The following is a 22,101-nucleotide window of genomic DNA, read 5'->3' as shown; positions in this document are numbered from 1 at the left end:
ATGTCGTTTCTGCAACTCAAAGGTGTGAGTAAGAACTATGGCTCGGGGGAGCAACAGGCCGAGGTGCTCAGCGACGTTGATTTGAGCATCGAAGAGGGCGAGTTTGTCGCCATCGTCGGCTTTTCCGGCAGCGGCAAAACCACGTTGATCTCGACCATCGCCGGCTTGATCCAGCCGGACGCGGGCGAGGTGCTGTTCCAGGGTCGGCCCGTCACCGGGCCGGCACCGGATCGGGGCGTGGTATTTCAAAATTATTCATTGCTGCCCTGGTTGACGGTCCAGAGTAACGTCGCTCTGGCCGTCCACAGCGTGTTTCCAAAGTGGTCGGCCGAACAGCGGCGGGCGCACGTTCTCAAATACATCGAGATGGTCGGCTTGACTCACGCGGTCGATCGCCGACCGGCGGAGTTATCGGGCGGCATGCGTCAGCGTGTGGCGGTGGCGAGGGCGCTCGCGATGGACCCGAAGGTCTTGCTGCTCGATGAGCCATTGTCCGCGCTGGATGCGCTCACGCGGGCGCGCTTGCAGGATGAGATCGAGGCGATCTGGGAGCGTCAGCGCAAGACCGTCATTCTCGTGACCAACGATGTGGACGAGGCGCTGTTGCTGGCGGATCGAATCATCGCGCTGAAGCCGGGGCCGCGAGCCACGCTGGGTCGTGAATTCAAAGTCGACTTGCCACGACCGCGCGATCGCAGGGCTGTCAACGAAGATGATTCCTATCGGCGGCTGCGTGCACAGGTCTCGCAATACTTGATGAGCCTGAGCATGCAGCGGAGCGGGGCGGCCAACGCGACGCGTGCGCTGCCTTCGGTCGTTCCTATCGAACCGCCGGTGCCGAAGACCATGCGCAAGGCGACGCGGCCGAAGCCCGCCGAGAATCTGGATAAGTTCGTCGAGTTCTACGACGTGAGCAAGGTGTATCCAACGCCAAAGGGACCGCTGACCGTCGTCGATCGTTTTCAGCTCGACATTCGCAAGGGCGAGTTCATCTCGCTGATCGGACACTCGGGCTGCGGCAAGTCGACCGTGCTGTCGATGGTTGCCGGGCTCAGTGAGGTTTCCGGTGGTGGCATTACGCTGGATGCGCGCGAAGTCACGTCCGCTGGCCCGGATCGTGGCGTCGTGTTTCAAGCGCCCAGTCTCTTGCCCTGGCTGACGGCACGCGAGAACGTGGCGCTCGGCGTGAACCGAGTCTATCCGCACGCCACCGAGCAGGAACGACGCGACATCGTCGAGTACTACCTGACTCGCGTCGGCCTGAGCGACGTGCTGGAGAAGAAGGCGAGCGAGTTGTCGAACGGTATGAAACAACGCGTCGGTCTGGCCCGCGCGTTCGCTCTCTCGCCAAAGCTGCTTCTGCTGGATGAGCCGTTCGGCATGCTCGACGCGCTGACCCGCTGGGAGCTGCAGGAGGTGCTCATGGAAGTGTGGAAGCGCAATCAAGTGACCGCGATCTGCGTCACGCATGACGTCGACGAGGCCATTCTGCTCGCCGATCGCGTGGTGATGATGACCAACGGTCCGCAGGCGCGCATCGGTCGCATCATGAATATCGATCTGCCGAGACCGCGGACGCGCAAGCAGCTCCTGGAGCACCCGATGTATTACCGCTATCGGAACGAGCTGTTGGCATTTCTAGAATCTTGCGAGCGACAGCATATACACGCCGCATAATTGGGCCAAACAAACGCTCTCGGAGGGCGAAACAATGGGTTCATGGGGTCAACGAAGCAGCTTGAGGTTGGGCGTGGCGCTGGCTATGGCAGCTCCATGCGTGTCTGGTGCCGCGGACTTGGGTGTTCTGGGCGGCGCGCTGAGCGAGTCGAAGCCGATCTTCGATGCGCGATTGCGCTACGAGGATGTGGATCAAACGCCGTTGGCGGAGGATGCGGACGCAGAAACATTGCGTGTCCGGCTCGGCTTCGAGACCGGCAAGGCGTGGAACACGACTTTCCTGGCCGAAGGCGAAGCAATCGTCGACCTGGCCGGGAACTATCGTGACGATCCGTCGCGGCCACGTAATGCCGCCTATCCCGTAGTCACCGATCCCGAAAGTGAGGAGATCAATCGCCTGCAGCTGGTGAATACGTCGCTGCCGGGGACCACAGTGACTCTCGGTCGGCAGCGAATCCTGCTCGACGATCAGCGCTTCGTAGGCAACTCCGGCTGGCGGCAGAACGAACAAACGTTCGATGCCGTGCGCATCGTCAACAAGCCGACATCATCGCTCACCTTGGATGCGAGCTACTTGACCCAGGTCAATCGCATCTTCGGCCGTGACTCCCCGCAAGGCCGTTATCACGGCGAGGGTGTGCTCGCCAATGCGGGGTATCAGTTTGGATTCGGCAAGCTCAGTGCCTTCGGCTATTGGCTGGACTTCGATCACCTGGAGGGCGTGCCGGTGGCGCTGGATCCGATTCGAGTGTCCAGCGAAACGTTTGGTGCCCGATTCGCGGGCGATCGCCCGTTGAGCAAGATCAAGCTGGCATACGCGGCGTCGTACGCCCAACAGAGTGATTCCGGCAACAATCCGCTCAATTTCGACCTCGATTACTATTCAGTCGAATTGACCGGCACCTATCGCCAATACAGCGTGACATTGGGTCAGGAAGTGATGGAGGGCAACGGCACGGTCGGCTTCTCGACGCCGCTTGCGACCATGCATCGCTTTCACGGCTGGGCGGACAAGTTCCTGACCACGCCGGCCAATGGCATCGACGATAAGTATGTGAGCGTTGGTTATCTCGCGAAGGGCGTCGCCATGCTCGATACCTTGTCCGCAACGCTCGTGTATCGCAACTTCGAATCGGAGCGACTGTCGCAGGATCTGGGCGACGAGGTCGATCTGCAGGTGCAGGGCAAGTATCAGCGCTTTGTCGGGCTGGCGAAGATCGCGCTCTACGAGGCGCACGAAGGCCGCACGCCGGTCGCCTATCAGGACACGACCAAGTTCTGGGTGCAGCTCGAGTACGTCTGGTAACGAGTCGAGCAAAAGATCCTGTCGTTACTTCTTTGGCGGCAGGATCTTCAACACAGTCTCCGGCGGACGGCTGAGCACGGCGCCGAGCGATGTGATCACGATAGGGCGGTTCATCAGAATCGGATGCTTGAGCATCTGCTCGACGATCTCATCGTCGCTCCACTTGGCGGTGTCGCCCAGGCCAAGCTTTTCCGCGTCTTTCTCGCGCAGTAGCTCGCGAGGCTTCAGCTTGGTTTTCTTCAGCAGATCCAGCAGCATTTTCCGGTCGGGCGGCGTTTTCAGATACTCGATGACCGTGGGCTCGATGCCACGTTCGCGGATCAGCGCCAGGGTGTTGCGGGAGTTACCACACGCGGGGTTGTGGTAGATGGTCACGTTGTTCGAGCTCATGCCGGCAGTTTAGCACCGAGTCGCATGGATCGCGATTTCGCGACTGTCGCGATCCGGCGTGCGGTACGCTGCGGAGCCACCATAAATGTCCAGGGGAAGCTTGCAGTGATCACTCGCCGCTCTGTATTGAAGTCCGCCGCTGCCGCGACCGCCATGATCAATCTAGGCCAATACCAGGCGTTCGCGGATTCGCCGACCAAATACTCGGCGAAGACCATGAAGACGGTGGAGCGCGCGATCGTGATCGACATGCTCGGGCCGCTGAAGATCAACTTCGCTCCCGAGGCTTATGCGGGACGCATGACCGACGCCGAAGCCGAGATGTTTCGGACTTGCGGCATCACTGCCTTTCACAACTCCATCGGTACGGGCGGGCCGAGCGCCGTTGAAGACACGCTGTCCTTCATTGCGGCCTGGCAAGGTTACGTCGCGCGCAATTCGCATGTGTTCACACAGGTGAACACCGCCGTCGACATCGATCGCGCCAAGGCCGATCGCAAGATCGCCGTAATCACGGGCCTGCAGAACTCCGAGCACTTCCGCAAGAAAGAAGATGTGAAGGCGTATTATCAGCTCGGCCAGCGTTGCTCGCAGCTCACGTACAACACGCAGAACCTGCTGGGCAGCGGCGGCACTGAACGCGTTGACGGCGGCTTGAGCGATTTCGGCGTGGAGATCGTCAACGCCATGAACGAAGTGGGCATGCTGGTCGACGTCTCTCATTGCGGCGATAAGACGACGCTCGATGCGATCGAGGTGTCGCCGAAGCCCATCGCCATCACGCATTCGAACTGCCGCGCCATCTTCAATCATCCGCGGCTGAAGACCGACGAAGCGATTCAAAAGTGCGCGGCGAAGGGCGGGGTGATGGGCATCACCGGCGTGCGCATGTTCGTGCGGGACAAGGAGCCGACCACGATCGAGCACATCGTCGATCACATCGATCATGTGGTGAAGCTGGTGGGCATCGAGCACGTCGGCATCGGCTCGGATGCGGATCTGAACGGTTACGACGACATGCCGCCCGATCAGCTCAAGATGCTGCGTGGCTCGTACAAGGCGAGCTATGGTTTTCGTGACAAGATCGACATCGAAGGCTTCGATCATCCGAAGAAGGTCTTCGATTTGACCGAAGCGCTGTACCGTCGCGGCTATTCGGAACAGAACGTCCTCGCCGTGCTCGGCGGCAACTTCCGCCGGCTGCTCGGATCGACCTGGATCTAACTGCCGATCAGGTCAGGGTCGTGCGAGAGCCAGCTCTCGCACGACTTGTATGAGACTCGACTAGTGCGTTTCGCGCTTGCCGATGGCGTGGCTGATCGCGTGATCCAGCCGCTCCAACGCGCCGTCGATGGCGAGTTGCAGGGTCTCGGCGTGATGGCTCACTGCGATGGGTTGCAGATTCGACATGCGCGCTTCGAGCATGCAGCGCTTGTCAGGGCCTCCTTTGCCTCCGTTGAGGTCACCCAGGTGCATTTCTACTCTTGTGATCCGGTCGGCGAACTTGGCGAGAGAACTCTCGACGGCCTGGGAAAGCCGTTCGGCGGTGTCCCCGGTGAGACGGACGCGGTTGTCGTGGTTCACTTGTATCTGCATGCGAGCTTCCTTCGAGACCCATAAGCCACTAATTGGCCTATTTAAAGTACTCAGGCGGCTGTCGAGTTGTTCCTGTCGGTGAAAACTCCACAGCGGCGCCCCACACCTGCACGATGGGGCCGTTGCGGACATTACGCAAGTGTGCCCGGTCACGATTCAATAAGGCCAAGCCGCAAGGCGTGAGCCGGGGAACCACTGGGAATCCGGCGCCGTTTGGGCCGCATGCCTTCGACCGTGATTCAGTCGTTCCAGTACGATGCCGGCAAGCGGGAGTTGCGAGTGGTTTTCACCTCCGGCCGCCTCTACGTTTACGAAGGCGTGCCGCCCGACACTTATACTGCCATGCGCCGCTCGTTCTCCAAGGGCGAGTATTTCAACGAGCACATCCGCGACCGGTACGCCTTCCGGCGCGAAGAGCCGTAGGTTGTATATAAAAGGTCCGTAGTCACCCCCGCGAAGGCCGGCGTATGATTCCGGGCTGGGTGAAAATAACGAGAGCGGGTGTGAACAAGGTCACCGTGCGAGGCGTCGATGGCTCCCACCGCGACTATGGACTGACCGCCGGGACTCTCGCCATCGGCCGCGATCCGGCCAGCGCCATTCATTTGAAAGACTCGCAGGTCAGCTGGAAGCACGCCGTGCTGATCAGCGACGCGAATGGCTGCATCATCGAAGACCTGGGCAGTTCCAACGGCACGTTCGTCGGCTCGCATCGGGTCCAGCGGCATGTGGTGCATCCCGGCGAGCGCATCAAGATCGGTCCGTACGAGTTGATGTTGCAATCGGCGCAGGTGCCGTCGCCCAATTCCGCCAGCGAGCGCACGTTGTTCGCCGCCGCCGATCACTACGTCCAGCGCCACGAACAAGAGCAAGACGCGAGTGTGCAGGCCGCGGTCGAGAAGGCGGGTGCCGCGGCCAAGCCCACCCTCGAAGTGCGCGACTGGCGCTCGTTGACGAAACGTTTGTTTCCGATTGCGAGCGGCAAGGCACTGTACGGCGACTTCCAGCTGCGCACCGAAGTGCTCGCGGGTATCACGGTTGCGGCGTTGTTGGTGCCACAAGGCATTGCCTATGCGTTGCTCGCCGGGTTGCCGCCTGTGATGGGTTTGTATGCGGCCATCCTGCCGATGATCATGTATGCGCTCACGGGCAGCGGCAGACAAACGTCGACGGGACCGGTGACGGTCGATTCGCTGATGCTGGTGCTCGGCCTGAGCACGATTGCGACGGCGGGCACCGCGGCTTACATCGCGCTCGCTGTCTTGCTCACTGCAGTCATCGGCATTTCACAGTTGTTGATGGGGGCGCTGCGGCTCGGCTTTCTGGTGAACTTTCTTTCCTATCCGGTGCTGGCCGGCTTTACGTCGGGTATCGCCATCATCACGGTGCTGGGTCAACTGCATCATCTCCTGGGTATTCCTCAGCATCAGTTCCCATATCTGTACGAATCCGTGATCGATGTGGCGTCGCGCGCCGATCAAACCAACCTTGCGACATTTGCCATCGGAGTCAGCTGCATTCTGTTGTTGCTGGGCTTCACGAAGCTTTCGCCCAAGGCGCCGGGGCCGCTGACCATGGTCGTAGCGTGCACGGTGTTGTCGTTCGTGTTCCGGCTCGATCAGCACGGTGTCGCTGTGCTCGGCGACGTGCCGCGAGGTTTGCCGCATTTCAGCGTGCCGAATTTTGAATGGGCGCAGATCAAACAACTGCTGCCGCTGGCGTTGACGATGGCATTGGTCGGGTTCGCACAAACCGTGTCGGTGGGGAAGTCGCTCGGCAATAAATATGGTTACGACATCGACGCGAATCGCGAGCTGTCGGCGTTGGGGTTGGCGAACATCAGCGCGAGCGTGTCGCAGGGTTACGCGGTCTCGGGCAGTCTGGGTCGATCGGCGTTGAATGCAACGGCGGGCGCGAGAACGCCGATTGCCGCCATCGTGACGGCGCTGTGCATGCTGCTGATCGCCTTGTTCTTGACCCCGTTGTTCACCTATCTGCCCAACGTGGCGTTGGCTGCCATCCTCGTCGTCTCATCGATGCGATTGATCGATACGCGGGAGATCCGCTATCTGTTCAACGTGAAGATCACGGAAGGCCTGCTGCTGGTGTTGACGTTCATCGCAACCCTCGTGTTCGGGGTGATGCCGGGGCTGTTGTTGGGCATCGTCGCGTCGATCCTGCTGTTCATCACGTTGAACACGCGACCCTATACGGCCATCCTGGGTCGGCTGCCGAACACCAACATCTTCCGCAACGTCGAGCATTTCCCGGAAGCGGAGACCATTCCAGGGCTGGTGATCCTGCGCATCGACGCGTCGCTGTATTTTGCGAACGTGGTGTTTCTCAAGGAACGTTTGCACGAAATCTGCGATAGATACGAGGGTGAGCTGCAGGCGTTGATTCTCGATGCCAGCGCGGTGAACGATCTCGATTCCTCCGCGGACACGGCGCTCCATCAGCTCTCCGATGAGTTCAAGCAGAAGGGCATCACGTTTTATATCGCTGGCGTGAAGGCGCCGGTGCGGGAAGTCATGCGACGCTCCGGACTGTACAGCGCCCTCGGCGGCGATCATTTCTTTTTCACCATCGATGCGGCGGTCCGGCGCTTTCAGGAGCGGACTGGGATCACTGCATTGAAGAGCGCGATACCGCGATGAAGCGTCCGACTGAGAGCTTGTGTCCCTGTGGCTCTTCGCGCGCGTATGAAGGCTGCTGCGGCCGATGGCATGCTGGCGAGCCCGCGCCGGATGCGGAATCGTTGATGAGATCGCGATATTCGGCGTTCGTGATGCGGAATGAGCCGTATCTGCTCGCGACGTGGCACAGCACTCAGCGTCCCAAGTCGATCGAGTTCGATCCCCATCAAAAGTGGCTGGGGCTGAAAATCGTCGACGCCCGCAACACTGGCACCGACACGGCGGAAGTTGAATTCATCGCTCGGTTCCGGATCGGCGGTGGCTCCGCGGCGCGGCTGCATGAACGCAGCCGCTTCGTGAGAGAGGAGGGCCGCTGGCTCTATGTCGACGGCGACATCCGCGGCTAGCCTCGAGCGATTACAGGCCGCCCAATCCCAGGCCGAAGTTCACCTTTAGCAGGATGAGCGCGCCGAAGATCGCGAACAGCGCCGCCGCGACGAAACGCATCTTGCTCAACGGGAAGCGTTTCGCCAGGCTCTCGCCGAGCAGCACCGCGGGAACGTTGGCGATCATCATGCCGAGCGTCGTGCCCATCGTGACGGCGAGCAGATTGTTGAACTGAGCTCCGAGCGCGACGGTTGCGAGCTGGGTCTTGTCGCCCATCTCGGCGATAAAGAACAACACCAGCGTCGTCAGGAACGCGCCGTGTCTGGCAGTGTTCTGTTCGTCTTCATCGAGTGTGTCGGGAATGAGGGCCCAGGCGGCGAAGGCGAGGAAGGCGAGGCCGAGCACCCAGCGCATCACGTCGGGGCTAACTTTCATCGCGACCCAATCGCCCGCCAGCGCGGCGAGCGCATGATTGACGACGGTGGCGATGAAGATGCCCGCGATGATGGGCCAATGCTGGCCTCGGAACCGGGCGGCGAGAACGAACGACAACAGCTGCGTCTTATCGCCCATCTCGGCGAATGCGACCATGCCGAGCGAGCTGAGCAAAGCTTCCACGAATTGAGACTCCCGGGCCAGCGGCGCAAATACCCATGACTCCACGCCCACCGCCGGCCCCGGCCATGGTCGTAAAGTCAAAGGTCTCGCCTAGCTGATGCCGCCGACGCCATGGTCTTCGACCAAGTGTGTTGACGTCGGCTCCTTACGTTGCGTAAGGCGGCTACTCCCCAGTGACGGGGCGCAAGATAACGACTCGGGCGGCGACATACAAGGGTCGCCGCCCGCCTGTGGATGATTTAAGGGTTTGGCCTAGGCGGCCTTCTGCTTCTCTTTCGCGCGTTGATAAGCGGGGCGCGCCTGCAGCTCGGCGAAGTAGGACTGGATTCGCGGCGACATGTGCTCGAGTAGTCGCATGCGGGCGGCGAGGTGCAGGTTGTAGCCTACCGAGATGTCGGCGACGGTGAAGCGGTCGGCGCACAGGAACTTCGAGTTCGCCAACGCAGCTTCGGCGGTACGCAGCTTGTCGAAGAAGACATTGCGAAATCCTTCGGCGAGCGCGGGCTGACGTTTGTCTTCCGGCTCGAGGAAGCTGAAGCGCAATGCCGAGGCCAGTGGCACGGTCAGCGCTGCTTCACCGAAGGCGACCCAGTTGAGCCAGGCGCCATACGCAGGATCGTTCGGCGCGACGGCGAGCTTGCCATCGCCGTGTTTGACGGCGATGTACTGCAGGATGGCCGTGGACTCGTTCATCGTGACATTGCCATCGAGCAGATACGGCACCGTGCCGACCGGATTGATCTGCAGAAACTCCGGCGCCTTCTGTCGCGGCGGATAGGGCAGGACCTTCAGGTCGTACTGCAGGTCGAGCTCTTCGAGCGCCCAGAGCACGCGGAGCGAACGCGCGTCTGCGCAGTGATACAGAGTCGGCACGATGATTCCCCCGTTTGAACGATCGCGCCGATGCTAACAAACGAGCGTGCGGAACGCTTGTAATGCGCGGCGTTTGTGAGCTTCAGGAAGCGCGCGAGGGATCGGTGAGAGGTTCGGCCAAGTCGTGCGGTGTCGAGACATGGCCGGCCGGCAGTGCTCCGGTTTGTCGCTCGATCATCCGCTTGACGACCGGCAGGCCGGGACCTTGATGCAACTCGTGCAGGCGCTCGGGAATGGTCGCGTCATCCTGCGTAATACGATTGTTGTGCCGGATATATTCGAGCCAGGTCGGCGTCGTGTAACGCTCCACCCAGACGGTCGCGTCGGCGAGGTCGCGCAGTAACATCCAATGCATCGCGCCGTCGCGCTTGCGGATGCGTCGACGCTCGGCCATTACGGCGAGAAATTCCAGCACGTCCTCTTCGCGAATTTTGTATTCGATGGTGATGACAACCGGACCTGTGCGTGACTCGACGGGGACGGCCGTGTCCGGCGCCTCCCATCTGCGTAGCGGATCCAGATTCAGATCGGCTGTTTCCGAGAGCGGCAGTCGCAGGCCAATCGCCGCGCAGATCAACATGACCAAGGCGGCGGCGAACAATGCGAGGCTCACGCCATCGCTTTCGGAAATCACACCCCACAGCCAGCTGCCGGCCGCCATGCCACCGAACGTGGTTACTTGATACAACGACAAGGCGCGTGCGACGACCCAGCGCGGGGTCGAGAGTTGCACCGAGACGTTGAATGTTGAAAGCGTCAGCACCCAGGACGCGCCCGCGATCATCATTGTCGCGACGGTCAGGGCTGAAACGGTGCTGATTCCGGCGACGGCCGCAGCGACAGCAAATCCCACGCACGACACGCGCGTCAGTCCTTCCGACGACAGTCGCTGACGCAGACGAGCGCTGCTCAATGCGCCCAGCACCGCGCCGAAGCCGAACGCTCCCAACAAAAGGCCGTAGGTGAGTGGGCCGCCGGTGAGTAAATCTTTCGCAACCAGCGGCAGGAGCGCCATCACCGAGCTGGCACCGATGCCGAACACGGAGCCTCGGAGCAACACGCGTCGAATCGACGGTGACATGGCCACGTAACGAATGCCCGCCGCGACCGCGATTCCCAATGTTTCTCTTGGCAGCAGTTGAGGAGGGCGTACAGGACGCCAGCGCGCGAGCACTGTGATCAGCGCGATATAACTTGCCGCGTTCACCGCAAACGCCGCCGCCGCGCCTGCGGCCGCCACAATCGCACCGCCGATTGCCGGGCCCACGCTGCGAGCGATGTTGAAGCCCATGCTGTTGATGGCGACCGCGCCCGCAAGATGCGCCCTGGGCACCATATCGCCCACCGACGCCTGCCACGCCGGCCCGTTGAACGCCGCTCCACAGCCGATCAGGAACGTGAACATCAGCAGCAGCCAGGGCGTAATCAATCCCAGCCACGCACACACGGTCAGCGTGATGGACACGAACAGCATGAAAATCTGCGCACCCAGCATCACCTTACGGCGATCCAGGTTGTCCGCCATCGCCCCGGCAAACAACGACAGCAACACGATGGGCAGCGCCACCGAGGTCTGCACCAGGGCGACCATGTCGGCCGATTTCGCGATGGACGTCATCATCCACGCCGCACCCACCGTCTGAATCAACCCACCCAGATTCGACGCCACACTCGCGAACCAGATCGACCGGAACACCGGAAACCGGAACGGCGACAACGCCGACACAGGCGGCGTGTCGTCAGCGGGAGAGGTCGTGGCCTGGAGCATCCTGCAATGGTATGCGAAGGCACAGATCTCGACACCAAAAACAACTTTTAGCGTGGGTTTTGGCTGGCTATTCGCCGGTTCTGCCCAGGTGGACGGCCCTCTAATCGATGCGGTGTTCATAGGTGCGATGCCGGTGCATCAGCGAGTTGCCAAACTGTATCGCGTAGAGATACACTCATGATCAAGCGTTTCCGCCATCGTGGTCTCGAGTCCTTCTTTTTGACGGGCTCGAAGGCCGGGATTCAACCGAAGCATGCCGCGCGTCTGCGGCTTCAGTTGGGTCAGCTGGATGCCGCGAGCGAGCCGGGCGATATGGATCGTCCAGGCTGGAGATTCCATCCGCTCCAAGGCGGATTGCAGGGATATTTCGCCGTTTGGGTCGACGAGAACTGGCGTCTGACTTTTATTTTCGATGAGGGTCACGCCGACATCGTCGATTACCAGGATTACCACTGAGGCCACCATGTCGCAAATGCACGATCCGCCGCACCCGGGTGAAATTCTCGAAGACACCGTGCTTCGTGAGCTGTCCGTCACTGAGTTCGCGAAGCGGCTCAGCGTTTCTCGTGTCGCGCTCTCTCGCGTGGTGAACGGCCGCGCGGCCGTGAGCGCGGAGCTTGCGATCCGATTGGCAGCCGCGCTCGGCGGCTCCGCGGAGACTTGGATGCGTATGCAGGTCACCTACGATCTGTGGCACGCACAGAAGAAAAAACGGCCGAAGATTCGGCCGATCGAACTGGGGCAGGCGCCTTAGCTCACATCGAATGATCTGCCTTATGTCATTCCACGGCCGTTGCGCGGTCAATCAACCCTAGCCTCCGCGACGCAGTTCCCGATTTCACAAGGATCTCGAGCAGGGGCGGTTCGGCTTGGAGTCATTTCACATCGGCAATTGATGCAGGACGTTAACGTCCGTCAATGTCTGCTGTGCTAATCGATCTGTTGCCGGATCTGGTGTTCCTCATGCGTCGCGACGGTTCAGTCGTGGCGCACGTGGGTGGCCAGGCTGTTCCTGATTTTCGTCGCGACGGCCTGGATGCAGGCGACAAGGTCGAGCAGATCTGGTCGCCGACGACGGCGGCCCTCATCAAGCGACTGCTACGTCGGAGTATCACCAGTCGCGGTCCGGTCGAAACCCGCTTTCAAGAGCAGGGGCGCAGCTACGAGCTGCGGATTTCGCCACAAGGCCCGAGTCGGGCCATCGGTGTGATTCGTCCGGTACTCTCGGACTCGAATCCAGAAGGCGAAGCGACCGCGGACGAGCCACGCTGGCTCGGCCTGGATCGGCGTGGTTTTCTGCGCCGGTTGAATGATTCGTTGTCCACGTCGGTGCTGCGGGAGATGCCCATCGCCTGCGCCGTCGTGCATCTCGAAGGAATATCGGAGATCGCGCGGACCCTCGGCGTCCGGGTGTCGGAAGAGGTCATGAGTACCGTCATGGCCCGGGTCAACGAGCAGCTGGGCACCAGCGAGACCAACTATTCCGGTCAGCTGCGCGAGAACGAGCTCGCAGTCGTGTTGAACACAACCGATCGCGACGCCATCGAAACCAGCCTCAAGGATCTAACCAAACATTTACGGGCGCCGATTCCTTCCGGCGACGTCGAATTCCGACTCACGCCCCACATCGGCGTGGCGTTATCAGCGGTGGATGCTTCGTCGGCTGAAGCGTTACTCGAACATGCGCGCACAGCGGTCGAAGAGGCGCGGCGGGCGGCAACGACGCGGCCATCGTTCTATAGCGAAGCTATGCAGGTGCGCTCGTTGTCGAGGCTCGATCTGGGCCGCGAGCTGCGCGATGCCATCGCCAATCGTGACATTCGGTTTCGTTACGTCGGTCGTTACGATCTGGCCACCGGGCGACAAGTGGCGACCGTCGCTTATCTCAGCTGGCATCACCCGCTGCGAGGTGAGATTCCACCCGCCGAGTTCCTGCGCATCGCAGTCGCCACGGGGCTTGCCGTGGATCTGTCCAGAATGGCTCTGGATTCGATCGTCGACGAGTTCGCCGCCCAGCTACAGCAGTGCGCGCCGGACCTCAGAGTTTCGTTCGGTCCACTGCGCGATCACGTTCTTCACGAAGACTTCGCCGCCGACGTCGAGCGCGTGCTCGCGCGATTGCCGCCGGAGCGACTGGAGCTGCGCATCGCCGAGAAGGCCTTCGTCGCTCGCGAAATCCACGCTCTGCGTACGTTACACAAGCGAGGAGTGCAGATCGTCGTAGACGAGGCGGCTCGCGCCGTCGCGTCGTTACCTTCTTTGGCCAGCGCTCCTGTCTCGGGTTTGCAGCTGGACCGTTCCTGGACGACTGCGCTGTTACGAGACGAGACAGCGCGGAAGGTCTGTCGCGCGACCATGAGCATCGCTCATGCGCTAGAGCTCGCGCCGATTGCGGCCGGTGTCGACACCCAGGAAATCCGCGACTTGCTGCTGGAAATGGGCTGCCGCTACGGCAGCGGCGATGTCTTTGCCGCGATATAACAAAACCAATAACGGCGCGGAATTTAACACCACGTTATGCGAACCGCGTCACAAGTACCTGCCGGTTTCGCGCGACTACTCCAACGCCGTCATTGCTGCATTCGAGTGAAATGACGATTACGGGACACGCACCGTCCCGCACTCGTGAGTCACCCATGCGAATGCGCTCGACTGCCTTGTTATTGACTGCTCTGGTTGCCGCCGGCACCGCCCTGGCGGATGCGCTGCCCCGGTCGTTGTATATCGTCCAGAGCAAGTCGGCCGATGCGGCGTCAATACGTCTGCGCGAGGCCGGTGTGCAAGCCGAACGTGAACTAGGCGTCATCAACGCGGTCTCGGCGTATCTCACGCCGGAGCAGGTCGCTACGCTGCGTGCCGATTCGAGCGTGCGCGTCTTCGACGATCGCGAGGTGAGTCCGCGGGGTGGTTTGTTCGATTCGCTCGGCGGCTTGTTGGGCAACAACGCGGTGATCAAGCTCACCCAGCAAGCGACGACGCCGATCGTTTCGCCGCTGTTGCAGAGTTATCTGACCAGCTCGCTCACGACGCCACTGATCCAACAGCTGAGCGCTCAGCAACAGCTGAAGGACGGCAAGGGCCTCAACACGCTGGGCCTGCTCTATGAAACAAATTATCCGGCGCTGATCGGTGCGGATTCGCTGCATACCGCTGGCGTCACCGGTAAGGGCGTCACCATCGCCGTGCTCGATACCGGCTTCTGGCAAGACGTGAGTCAGAACTACGGCAACCGCGTGCTGAAGACGGTCGATGTGACCAATGGCAACGGTCCGATCAAGGACGACCCCTATGGTCACGGAACGCATGTAACAGCGATCGCCGCCAGCGGCTCGCAGGCGCTCAACGGCAGCTATTCCGGTATCGCGCCGTCGGCGAACCTCGTCCTGGTGCGTGCGTTCAATGGCGAGGGCGCGGGTCGTTACACCGACGTGATCGCTGGCGTGAACTGGATCGTCGCCAATCGCGACAAGTACAAGATCCGCGTGCTGAATCTTTCGTTCGGTGCGCCACCGCAGTCGTATTACTGGGACGATCCGTTGAATCAGGCGGTGATGGCGGCCTGGCGTGCGGGCATCGTGGTCGTGGTGTCGGCGGGCAACGAAGGCCCGAGCCCGATGACCATCTCCGTGCCGGGCAATGTTCCTTACGTGATCACGGTCGGTGCGTTGACGGACAGCAACACGCCGTACGATGCGACCGACGATCGTCTCGCCTCCTTCTCGTCCGCCGGTCCGACGTTCGAAGGCTTTGTGAAGCCGGAAATGGTGGCGCCCGGCGGTCACATCGCATCGTCCATGCCGAGCAGCAGCTATCTCGCGACGCTCGACAAGGATTCGATGAACCTCGCCAGCAATCTGTTCACCATGTCGGGCACGTCACAAGCAGCGGCCGTGACCACGGGCGTCGTGGCGCTGATGTTACAAGCCGATCCGAGCCTGACGCCGGACACGGTGAAGTGCCGGCTGCTGGCCTCGACGCGGCCGGCGATCAACGATCAGGGCAAGCTGGCTTACAGCGTGTTCCAGCAGGGCGCGGGCTTGATCAATGCCGTCGCCGCGGTCAACAGCTCGGCGACCGGTTGCGCCAACCGCGGCTTGAGTCTGCAGGCCGATCTCGATGGCTCCGCGCACTTCGGCGGCCCGGCCAATATCGATGACAACGGCAACTACGTGATCATGGATATGGAAAGCACCGCCTGGGGCGACACCGTCGATGCCGACGGTTACACCTGGTCGAAGGGTTACACCTGGAGCAAGGGTTACGCGTGGAGCGAGGGCTACACCTGGAGCAAGGGCTTCACCTGGTCGAAGGGCTATACCTGGAGCAAGGGGTTCACCTGGTCGAAAGGCTTCACCTGGAGCAAGGGTTACACCTGGAGCAAAGGCTTGAGCTGGTGGGAAGCGATGTCACAAAGCTATGCTACCGGCGCTCGCTCGGCGTCCATCGCGTCCTGGGTGCCGAACGAATAACGGGTCTTTTCACGGGATTGTGACGCGCGTCGTGCGGTCCTCCACCGGCAGCCGTTGATTCGCCAAACCAGTCAACGGTTGCTTTATCAAACATCGGGCAAGCTGTGCCCGTGAGTGCAAATCCACTGACGCGCGCCTGGCGGGCGTCACTGATCATCGCCGGTTGGTTGTCAGGAGCATCGATCGCTACGGCCGCCGATGCTCCTCCGCTCATTCTGGAGCACCTGACGACGGTCGAGGGTCTGCCGCAGTCGACCGTCATGGCCACCCTGCAAGACTCGCAGGGGTTTGTCTGGTTGGGCACCGAGGACGGCCTGGTCCGTTACGACGGCCACCTACTGCATCGCTATGCCGCCGTCCGAGGCGAGCAGGGCACGCTGTCCGGCAACTACATCTGGGACATCGCGGAAGATGCCGGCGGCGACCTGTGGATCGCCATCCGCGACGGCGGTGTGGCTCGGTGGCAGCGCAAGTCCGATACATTCGCCATCTATCGTCACGACGCCGACAAGGCCGATTCGCTCGCGAGCGATAGCGTTCGCACACTCCTGGTCGATACGCGCGGACATGTCTGGATCGGCACCAGCGATGCGGGTGTCGATATTCTCGATCCTGCGACGGGGGGCGTTCGACACCTGCGTTCCACAGGACGCGGTCGGGCCGCGTTGAGCAGCGACCGCATCTTCACCCTATCTCTGTCTCGCTCGGGCGATGTTTGGATCGGCACGCAGGCGGGACTCGACCTGTGGCGTCGCGCGGACGAGTCGATCGCTCCGTTCGGTCCGCCGGCCGGTGCGCCTGGCTCGCTGGTGGGCCAGGAAATCTCACATGTGCTCGAAGACAAGAGCGGTGCCGTGTGGGTGGGCAGTTTCAAGGTCGGCCTGACGCGACTGGATCGCGAGGGGCGGTTGCTGGCGGCGTATCGCCAGAGCCGAGAGCCTGATGCGCTCGGCAACGATGATGTTCGGAGCATTCTCGAAGATCAGGCCGGCCGCTTGTGGGTCGGCACCGCGGACGGACTCGAACTGCTCGATCGCGCCAGCGGTCATTTCACGCACTTCCGTCACAACGACAGCGACGCGAATTCGCTACTCGATTCGTTCGTCATGTCGCTGTACGAGGATCAGGCCGGCGTGATGTGGATCGGCACGCGTACCGGGGGCGTGAGTCGCTGGAATCCGCGCAGCTGGGAGCTCGGCGGGCAGCGCCCGCAGTGGGTGGGCAGCGGACCAGTCAATGCATTCGCCGATGCGGGCGATGGCCGCGTCTGGATTGCCGCACTGGATGGGGGGTTGCGTCGGTTCGATCCTCGGACGAACGAGGCGACGCCGCTCGACACGCTCACGCGAGACCACCAGGTGCTGCGTGACGAGCGCGTGATGTCACTTCTGCAAGATCATCTCGGCACGTTGTGGATCGGTACGATGTCCGGCGGTCTGAAGAAGCTCACGCCGGCCGGACGCATTGAATCGATTCCGGTGAAGGCCGGCGATCCGCATGCCACCAGCGCCGCGGGCATCATGAGCATCACCGAGAGTCGCAGCGGTCAAATCTGGATCGGCACGTTCGGTGGCGGCGCGAATGTGCTCGACCCGGCCTCCGGCGCAATTCGTCAATTGCCCTTCGGCGATCGGACTGGAGCCGTGAGCGCGGCTGAAGTGACTTCGTTCGCCGAAGACGCGCGGGGCAATTGGTGGATCGGCACCATGAACGGCTTGAATCTGGCGCGTGCCGATGGGCAAGTCGTGAAGGTGTTCAAGAACGATCCAAACGACACGGCATCGCTCGCGGCGAATGTGATTTATGCAGTGACCGTCGACGCGCACGATCGTGTGTGGGTTGCGACGGACGGCGGCGGCCTGGCCCAAGTCCTGGGCTCATCCGCGGCGCCGGAACAGATCCGCTTCAAGACGTTCATGCGCGAGCAGGGCCTGTCGAGCGACACGCTGTACGGTGTCGTTGCCGATGACGCGGGCTCGCTCTGGTTGAGTGGCAACGCCGGCCTGATGCGATTCGATCCTGAGAGCGGGGCGATCAAGACCTTCCATCGCGAGCACGGTCTGCAAGGCGAGGAGTTTGCATTCGGCGCTTACCGTCGTCTTGGCGACGGCCGTGTGTGCTTCGGCGGTCCGGGCGGTTTCAACATCTTCGATCCGACGCTGTTGAGCGAGAACCGTCAGCCGCCGCGTCTGGCGCTGACCAATGTCGACGTTCTCGGCGTCCGCATGCGCAGCGGCACGCCGTTCTGGTTGCTCCAGACTATTCCGCTCAGTTATCGCGACAGCATTCTGTCGCTGGACCTCGGCGTGCTGGATTTCGGCTCGACCCAGCACAATCGTCTGGCGTATCGCCTGCCCGGGCTGAGCGATGACTGGATCGATCTGGGCAGTCAGCGACGAGTGACGCTGACGACGCTGCCCGCCGGCGAGCACGTGCTCGAAGTTCGTGCCGCGAGCTCCGACTCGGGTTGGAGCGAGCAGCCGTACAAAATCACCATTGAACGCGCGCCGGCACCTTGGCAATCGCCATGGGCCTATGCCGCGTACGCTGTGCTGATCCTCGGTGTGATCGTGTATCGCGCGCATCGACAGCGCCGTAAATACCAAGCCGTGGTTCAACAGCGTGAGCTGCTCGATGCTGAGGTGAAGTTGCGCACGCGAGAGCTCGTCGACAGCAACCGTCAGCTCGCCGAGGCCGCGCAGGCCAAGAGCAACTTCCTCGATCGCATGAGTCATGAGCTGCGTACGCCCATGAACGGCGTGGTCGGCATGACCGAGCTGTTGTCGCGCACGCAGCTGTCGGCGACGCAATCTCATCTCACCAAGACCATTCGATCCTCGGCGCAGATCCTGCTGCAGATCGTGAATGACTTGTTGGATCTGTCGAAGATCCGTGCGGGCAAGGTGGCGCTCGAAGCATTGCCCATCGACCTCGGCCAAGTGCTGGAAGAATGCACCAGCCTGTTTGCGGGTGCCGCCGAGAGCAAGGGTATCGAACTGATTGTTTGCCCACCTGTGCGTGGCGAGCAAGTGTTGCTCGGCGATCCACTTCGCGTGAGACAGATCGTGATGAACCTCGTCGGTAACGCAGTGAAGTTCACCTCGCAAGGCGAGGTCGTCGTGCGCGCCGATGTGACGATGGTCGAGGACGACCGCGCCGTCGCCAGAATTTCCGTGACCGATACGGGCATCGGCATGGACGAAGCGGCCGTGAAACGCATCTTCGAACCGTTCTCGCAAGCTGACGAGACCACCACTCGTAAGTTCGGCGGCACCGGTCTGGGCCTTGCGATTTGCCGCGAGCTGTCCGATATCATGGGCGGCGAGATCACGGTGGAGAGCACGCCTCAGGTCGGCTCGACGTTCCATCTGTCGTTGCCACTTCAGATCGACTCCACACCAGCAGCAACCGAGACGCCGTTGCCTCGTCGTGCCGTCCGCATTCTCACGCGGCGCACGTCGTTGGGTGAGTCGCTGACGCGTCATGTGTCTTCGCTCGGGCTCGTGCCTGCGGACGGAGCGGAAGAGATCACGATTCTGGATGCGAGCACGCATGCGGAAGACTTGAAACGTCTGCTCGCCACTCAAACCGCCTGGCCCGGGCTCATCGTCATCGCGACCAATGCCGAGGCCGACTCCAACAATCTGCGGGCACTGCTCGATGAGAAGACCATCGTGCTCAAGCCCGTGCACCGAATTGCGTTGCGCGAGGCACTTGCGGTGGTTACTGGCGTCGAGGTCACACCGGCCGAGCAGTCGCGTAACGTGGCGAGCGATACGCCATCGTTCAAGGCGCACGTCCTGCTGGTCGAGGACGAGCCAGTCAACGCGGCGGTCGCCGAAGGCTATCTCGCAAGCCTTGGCTGCACGAGCGTGTGGGTGAAGAGTGGCGAAGAAGCCGTCGCGCGCAGCGCCGGCGAGCGCTTCGATTTAATCCTGATGGATCTGAACATGCCGGACATGGACGGATTCGCGGCGACGAAATTGATCCGTCAGCGAGCGAAGCAGGGTGAGCGCACGCCCATCGTCGCGCTTACGGCGCACGACGCGACCACGTATCGCGATAAATGTTTGCGCGCCGACATGGATGACATCCTCACCAAGCCTTACACGCTGGACGAGTGCGCGCGTCTGCTACGCAAATGGCTGGTGATGCAGGAAACCAATCCATCGGCGCAAGTGATCAAACTGCCCGCTGCGACGGTGAAACAAGACTCGCTTGCCAGCGTCGATGCCAATGCCGTCGCGTCGATGCGAAAGCTGAGTGCTCGCGGTCACACTGACTTGTACTCGAAACTCGTGGAGTTGTTCCGAACCGGCTCGGCGGAGTCACTGGCGCAGTTGAGTGCCGCGATGGCGGAGCAAGATCTGAAGGTCGCGGCTGGCATCTGTCACAAGCTGGCTTCGAGCGCTTCGAATGTCGGCGCGCTGACCTACGGCAAGGAGCTGCGCCGGCTCGAGCAACTGTGTATCGCAGGCGAGCAACAACAAGCGGCCACGCTCCATGAGACGATTCAGTCGGCACACGCGCCCCTGATGAATGTATTGCTGGGCCTGACCATGAAGGCGAGCGCATGAGTATCGCGGACCGCCATCCCGGCCTTGCCATCATCGCCGACGACGAGTCGACCGGTCTGGTGCTGCTCGAAGAGTCGATCGCTCAGGTCGGCCTGGACGCTCTGGCGTTCGACAATGGCGCCGACGCGCTCGCGGCCGCGCTCAACAATCCAGTGGCCATCGTGCTGCTCGACGTCGATATGCCGGGTCTCAACGGCTACGAAGTCTGCCGCCGTCTGCGAGCTGACGCTCGCTTCGCTACGACGCCGATTGTCATGGTGACCGGTCACGAGGATTCCGACGCGATCACGCTGGCATTCGAAGCAGGCGCGACCGATTTCGTTTCCAAGCCGGTGAACTGGGCACTGTTGCCGAGGCGTCTGGAATACATCCTGCGCAACGCGGCCGGCGCGCGAGCGCTGATTGCGAGCACCGAGCACATCGAACGACTCGCTTACTATGACACGCTGACGGGTCTGCCCAATCGGCAGCGCTGCATGGAAACGGCGGCGACGATGTTCGATGCCGCCCAGCAGGCGGGGGAGAACGCGGCGGTCGTTTATATCGATCTCAACAGCCTGAAGCGCGTCAACGACTCGTTCGGCCACGCCATGGGCGACGCGGTGTTGCGTGCCTTTGCGGATCGCCTGGTGCGAACCGTGAAGGAGTTCAGCATCGAGCCCGAGCGAGTCCTGATCTCGCGGTTGGGCGGCGACGAGTTCGTGGTGGTGCTACGGCAGGCCGCTGCTCGTGAAGTCGCGATGACCATCGCACGACAGTGCGCCGAAGCGTTCAAGCTGGCCATCACTCACGATGCGTTGGAGTTTTACTCGTCGCCGAATATCGGCGTCGCGGTTTATCCGGATGACGGCGCGGACGTGGCCACTGTGTTCAAGCATGCGGACACGGCGATGTATCACGCGAAGGCAACCTCCGGCGCCGTTGCTTCGTACGCGCCGGCGATGAGCGCCAGAATGCGCGACTGGCTCGAGCTGGAAGGCCGACTGCGCAAGGCGGTTCACAACGACCTGCTGAGCCTGGTCTTCCAACCCAAGTTCCGAATCAAGGATCGCAAGCTGGTGGGTGTCGAAGCGCTGCTGCGCTGGCGCGACGCCGAGTTCGGCGACATCTCGCCGAATCGGTTTGTCGAAATTGCTGAAGACAGCGGCCTGATTCTGGACATGAGCGGCTGGGTGGTGCGAGCGGTGTGCCGGCAACTGCGCAAGTGGCTGGATCGCGGCATCGTCCTGCCGGTCGCCATCAATTGCTCGGGCAAGGAGTTGTTACACGGCGATCCCGCGAAGGTCGTGGAAGCCGAAGCCCGAGCGGCGAACGTGCCCCCGTCGTTGATCGAAATCGAATTGACCGAGTCGTTGCTGATCAAGGACTCGGCGACGGTGCAGAGCGCATTGAAACGCCTGCGACAGCTCGGCTGTCGAATCGCGCTGGATGACTTCGGCACCGGCTACTCGTCGCTTGCATATATCACGCGCTTTCCTCCGGATCGCATCAAGATCGACAAGGCGTTCGTTCGCGATATCGAGAACTCAGCGGGCGATGCGGCGGTGGCGAGCGCCATCCTGTCGCTAGCTCACAGTTTGAATCTGGTGGTGACCGCTGAAGGCGTGGAGCGCCAGGGACAGCTCGACTGGCTGCTGGCGCGGGGCTGCCACGAAGTTCAAGGTTTCCTGTTGGCCAAGCCGCTCTCGGTCGCGGATCTCGAAGCTCGTTTCTTTTCTACAGCGAACGAAGCGGCCCCGGAGCCGCAGCAACTGTTGACGCGCGCCTGATCGGGCCTGAGCTTGTTGTGCCTGGGCGGCGCGTG

At 61.8% G+C, this 22,101-nt stretch carries 17 protein-coding genes and 1 riboswitch; of the genes, 12 read left to right on the top strand and 5 right to left on the bottom strand.

The annotated features are described in order from the left end of the window. On the top strand, positions 1-1,677 hold the full coding sequence (locus tag ACFPN2_RS23665) for an ABC transporter ATP-binding protein (protein ID WP_380601194.1): 1,677 nt from the start codon (positions 1-3) through the stop codon (positions 1,675-1,677). Positions 1,678-1,762: 85 nt separating this feature from the next. Continuing rightward, on the top strand, positions 1,763-2,983 hold the full coding sequence (locus ACFPN2_RS23660; RefSeq protein WP_380601193.1) for an alginate export family protein: 1,221 nt from the start codon (positions 1,763-1,765) through the stop codon (positions 2,981-2,983). A 24-nt stretch (positions 2,984-3,007) separates the two neighbouring features. Here the strand turns inward: ACFPN2_RS23660 and arsC are convergent, their stop codons facing one another. Further along, complete coding sequence (gene arsC / locus ACFPN2_RS23655; RefSeq protein WP_380601192.1) at positions 3,008-3,373, bottom strand: arsenate reductase (glutaredoxin); 366 nt, start codon at positions 3,371-3,373, stop codon at positions 3,008-3,010. A 105-nt stretch (positions 3,374-3,478) separates the two neighbouring features. Here arsC and ACFPN2_RS23650 point away from each other — a divergent pair, with 105 nt between their 5' ends. Beyond that, positions 3,479-4,597: a dipeptidase gene (locus ACFPN2_RS23650; RefSeq protein WP_380601191.1), complete on the top strand. Its 1,119-nt coding sequence runs from the start codon at positions 3,479-3,481 to the stop codon at positions 4,595-4,597. Positions 4,598-4,657: 60 nt separating this feature from the next. Here ACFPN2_RS23650 and ACFPN2_RS23645 read toward each other — a convergent pair whose 3' ends face one another. Then, positions 4,658-4,969 carry an HPF/RaiA family ribosome-associated protein gene (locus tag ACFPN2_RS23645; RefSeq protein ID WP_380601189.1) on the bottom strand — a complete coding sequence of 104 codons (312 nt, stop codon included), beginning with the start codon at positions 4,967-4,969 and terminating at the stop codon, positions 4,658-4,660. A gap of 222 nt (positions 4,970-5,191) precedes the next feature. On the opposite strand from ACFPN2_RS23645, the gene ACFPN2_RS23640 reads away from it, so the two are divergent. The 3 genes from ACFPN2_RS23640 to ACFPN2_RS23630 all read left to right on the top strand — a co-directional run bounded on the left by ACFPN2_RS23640 (position 5,192) and on the right by ACFPN2_RS23630 (position 8,012). Then, complete coding sequence (locus ACFPN2_RS23640) at positions 5,192-5,392, top strand: KTSC domain-containing protein (RefSeq protein ID WP_380601187.1); 201 nt, start codon at positions 5,192-5,194, stop codon at positions 5,390-5,392. A gap of 80 nt (positions 5,393-5,472) precedes the next feature. Next, positions 5,473-7,626 (top strand): sulfate permease, encoded by a 2,154-nt coding sequence (gene sulP, locus ACFPN2_RS23635; protein ID WP_380601185.1) that lies wholly within the window; start codon positions 5,473-5,475, stop codon positions 7,624-7,626. Continuing rightward, positions 7,623-8,012 carry a YchJ family protein gene (locus ACFPN2_RS23630; RefSeq protein WP_380601183.1) on the top strand — a complete coding sequence of 130 codons (390 nt, stop codon included), beginning with the start codon at positions 7,623-7,625 and terminating at the stop codon, positions 8,010-8,012. Before sulP ends, ACFPN2_RS23630 begins: the two co-directional genes overlap by 4 nt. A 10-nt stretch (positions 8,013-8,022) precedes the next feature. On the opposite strand, the gene ACFPN2_RS23625 is transcribed toward ACFPN2_RS23630, so the two are convergent. The 3 genes from ACFPN2_RS23625 to ACFPN2_RS23615 form a co-directional block, all read right to left on the bottom strand. Further along, positions 8,023-8,610 (bottom strand): TMEM165/GDT1 family protein, encoded by a 588-nt coding sequence (locus tag ACFPN2_RS23625; RefSeq protein WP_380601181.1) that lies wholly within the window; start codon positions 8,608-8,610, stop codon positions 8,023-8,025. 5 nt (positions 8,611-8,615) lie between these two features. Beyond that, a riboswitch (yybP-ykoY riboswitch) is annotated at positions 8,616-8,794 on the bottom strand. A gap of 68 nt (positions 8,795-8,862) precedes the next feature. After that, positions 8,863-9,483, bottom strand: a complete 621-nt coding sequence (locus ACFPN2_RS23620) for a glutathione S-transferase family protein (RefSeq protein WP_380601179.1) — start codon at positions 9,481-9,483, stop codon at positions 8,863-8,865. An 82-nt stretch (positions 9,484-9,565) separates the two neighbouring features. Beyond that, positions 9,566-11,251, bottom strand: a complete 1,686-nt coding sequence (locus ACFPN2_RS23615) for an MFS transporter (protein ID WP_380601177.1) — start codon at positions 11,249-11,251, stop codon at positions 9,566-9,568. A 177-nt stretch (positions 11,252-11,428) separates the two neighbouring features. On the opposite strand from ACFPN2_RS23615, the gene ACFPN2_RS23610 reads away from it, so the two are divergent. The 6 genes from ACFPN2_RS23610 (at position 11,429) to ACFPN2_RS23585 (ending at position 22,066) form a co-directional block, all read left to right on the top strand. After that, complete coding sequence (locus tag ACFPN2_RS23610; protein ID WP_380601175.1) at positions 11,429-11,707, top strand: type II toxin-antitoxin system RelE/ParE family toxin; 279 nt, start codon at positions 11,429-11,431, stop codon at positions 11,705-11,707. 7 nt (positions 11,708-11,714) lie between these two features. Then, positions 11,715-12,005 (top strand): HigA family addiction module antitoxin, encoded by a 291-nt coding sequence (locus ACFPN2_RS23605; RefSeq protein ID WP_380601173.1) that lies wholly within the window; start codon positions 11,715-11,717, stop codon positions 12,003-12,005. A gap of 164 nt (positions 12,006-12,169) precedes the next feature. Continuing rightward, positions 12,170-13,732 carry an EAL domain-containing protein gene (locus tag ACFPN2_RS23600; protein WP_380601171.1) on the top strand — a complete coding sequence of 521 codons (1,563 nt, stop codon included), beginning with the start codon at positions 12,170-12,172 and terminating at the stop codon, positions 13,730-13,732. 155 nt (positions 13,733-13,887) lie between these two features. After that, positions 13,888-15,720 (top strand): S8 family peptidase, encoded by a 1,833-nt coding sequence (locus ACFPN2_RS23595; RefSeq protein ID WP_380601169.1) that lies wholly within the window; start codon positions 13,888-13,890, stop codon positions 15,718-15,720. 110 nt (positions 15,721-15,830) lie between these two features. Then, a complete protein-coding gene (locus tag ACFPN2_RS23590) occupies positions 15,831-20,297 on the top strand; it encodes a two-component regulator propeller domain-containing protein (protein ID WP_380601167.1) in 4,467 nt (1,488 codons plus the stop codon). After that, positions 20,294-22,066 (top strand): putative bifunctional diguanylate cyclase/phosphodiesterase, encoded by a 1,773-nt coding sequence (locus ACFPN2_RS23585; protein WP_380601166.1) that lies wholly within the window; start codon positions 20,294-20,296, stop codon positions 22,064-22,066. The genes ACFPN2_RS23590 and ACFPN2_RS23585 overlap by 4 nt, the downstream gene beginning before the upstream one ends. The last annotated feature ends 35 nt before the right edge of the window (positions 22,067-22,101 follow it).

Origin of the sequence: Steroidobacter flavus (assembly GCF_042651805.1) — a bacterium.
Taxonomy (GTDB): domain Bacteria; phylum Pseudomonadota; class Gammaproteobacteria; order Steroidobacterales; family Steroidobacteraceae; genus Steroidobacter; species Steroidobacter flavus.
Note: the sequence above shows the minus strand (reverse complement) of the source record. Positions and strands in the feature narration are given on the sequence as shown.

Bases quoted from the DNA above. Each gene is read 5' to 3' on its own strand.
- ACFPN2_RS23665 (WP_380601194.1), top strand. From the start codon at position 1: ATGTCGTTTCTGCAACTCAAAGGTGTGAGTAAGAACTATGGCTCGGGG.
- ACFPN2_RS23660 (WP_380601193.1), top strand. From the start codon at position 1,763: ATGGCAGCTCCATGCGTGTCTGGTGCCGCGGACTTGGGTGTTCTGGGC.
- arsC (WP_380601192.1), bottom strand. From the start codon at position 3,373: ATGAGCTCGAACAACGTGACCATCTACCACAACCCCGCGTGTGGTAAC.
- ACFPN2_RS23645 (WP_380601189.1), bottom strand. From the start codon at position 4,969: ATGCAGATACAAGTGAACCACGACAACCGCGTCCGTCTCACCGGGGAC.
- ACFPN2_RS23640 (WP_380601187.1), top strand. From the start codon at position 5,192: ATGCCTTCGACCGTGATTCAGTCGTTCCAGTACGATGCCGGCAAGCGG.
- ACFPN2_RS23630 (WP_380601183.1), top strand. From the start codon at position 7,623: ATGAAGCGTCCGACTGAGAGCTTGTGTCCCTGTGGCTCTTCGCGCGCG.
- ACFPN2_RS23615 (WP_380601177.1), bottom strand. From the start codon at position 11,251: ATGCTCCAGGCCACGACCTCTCCCGCTGACGACACGCCGCCTGTGTCG.
- ACFPN2_RS23610 (WP_380601175.1), top strand. From the start codon at position 11,429: ATGATCAAGCGTTTCCGCCATCGTGGTCTCGAGTCCTTCTTTTTGACG.
- ACFPN2_RS23605 (WP_380601173.1), top strand. From the start codon at position 11,715: ATGTCGCAAATGCACGATCCGCCGCACCCGGGTGAAATTCTCGAAGAC.
- ACFPN2_RS23600 (WP_380601171.1), top strand. From the start codon at position 12,170: ATGTCTGCTGTGCTAATCGATCTGTTGCCGGATCTGGTGTTCCTCATG.
- ACFPN2_RS23595 (WP_380601169.1), top strand. From the start codon at position 13,888: ATGCGAATGCGCTCGACTGCCTTGTTATTGACTGCTCTGGTTGCCGCC.
- ACFPN2_RS23585 (WP_380601166.1), top strand. From the start codon at position 20,294: ATGAGTATCGCGGACCGCCATCCCGGCCTTGCCATCATCGCCGACGAC.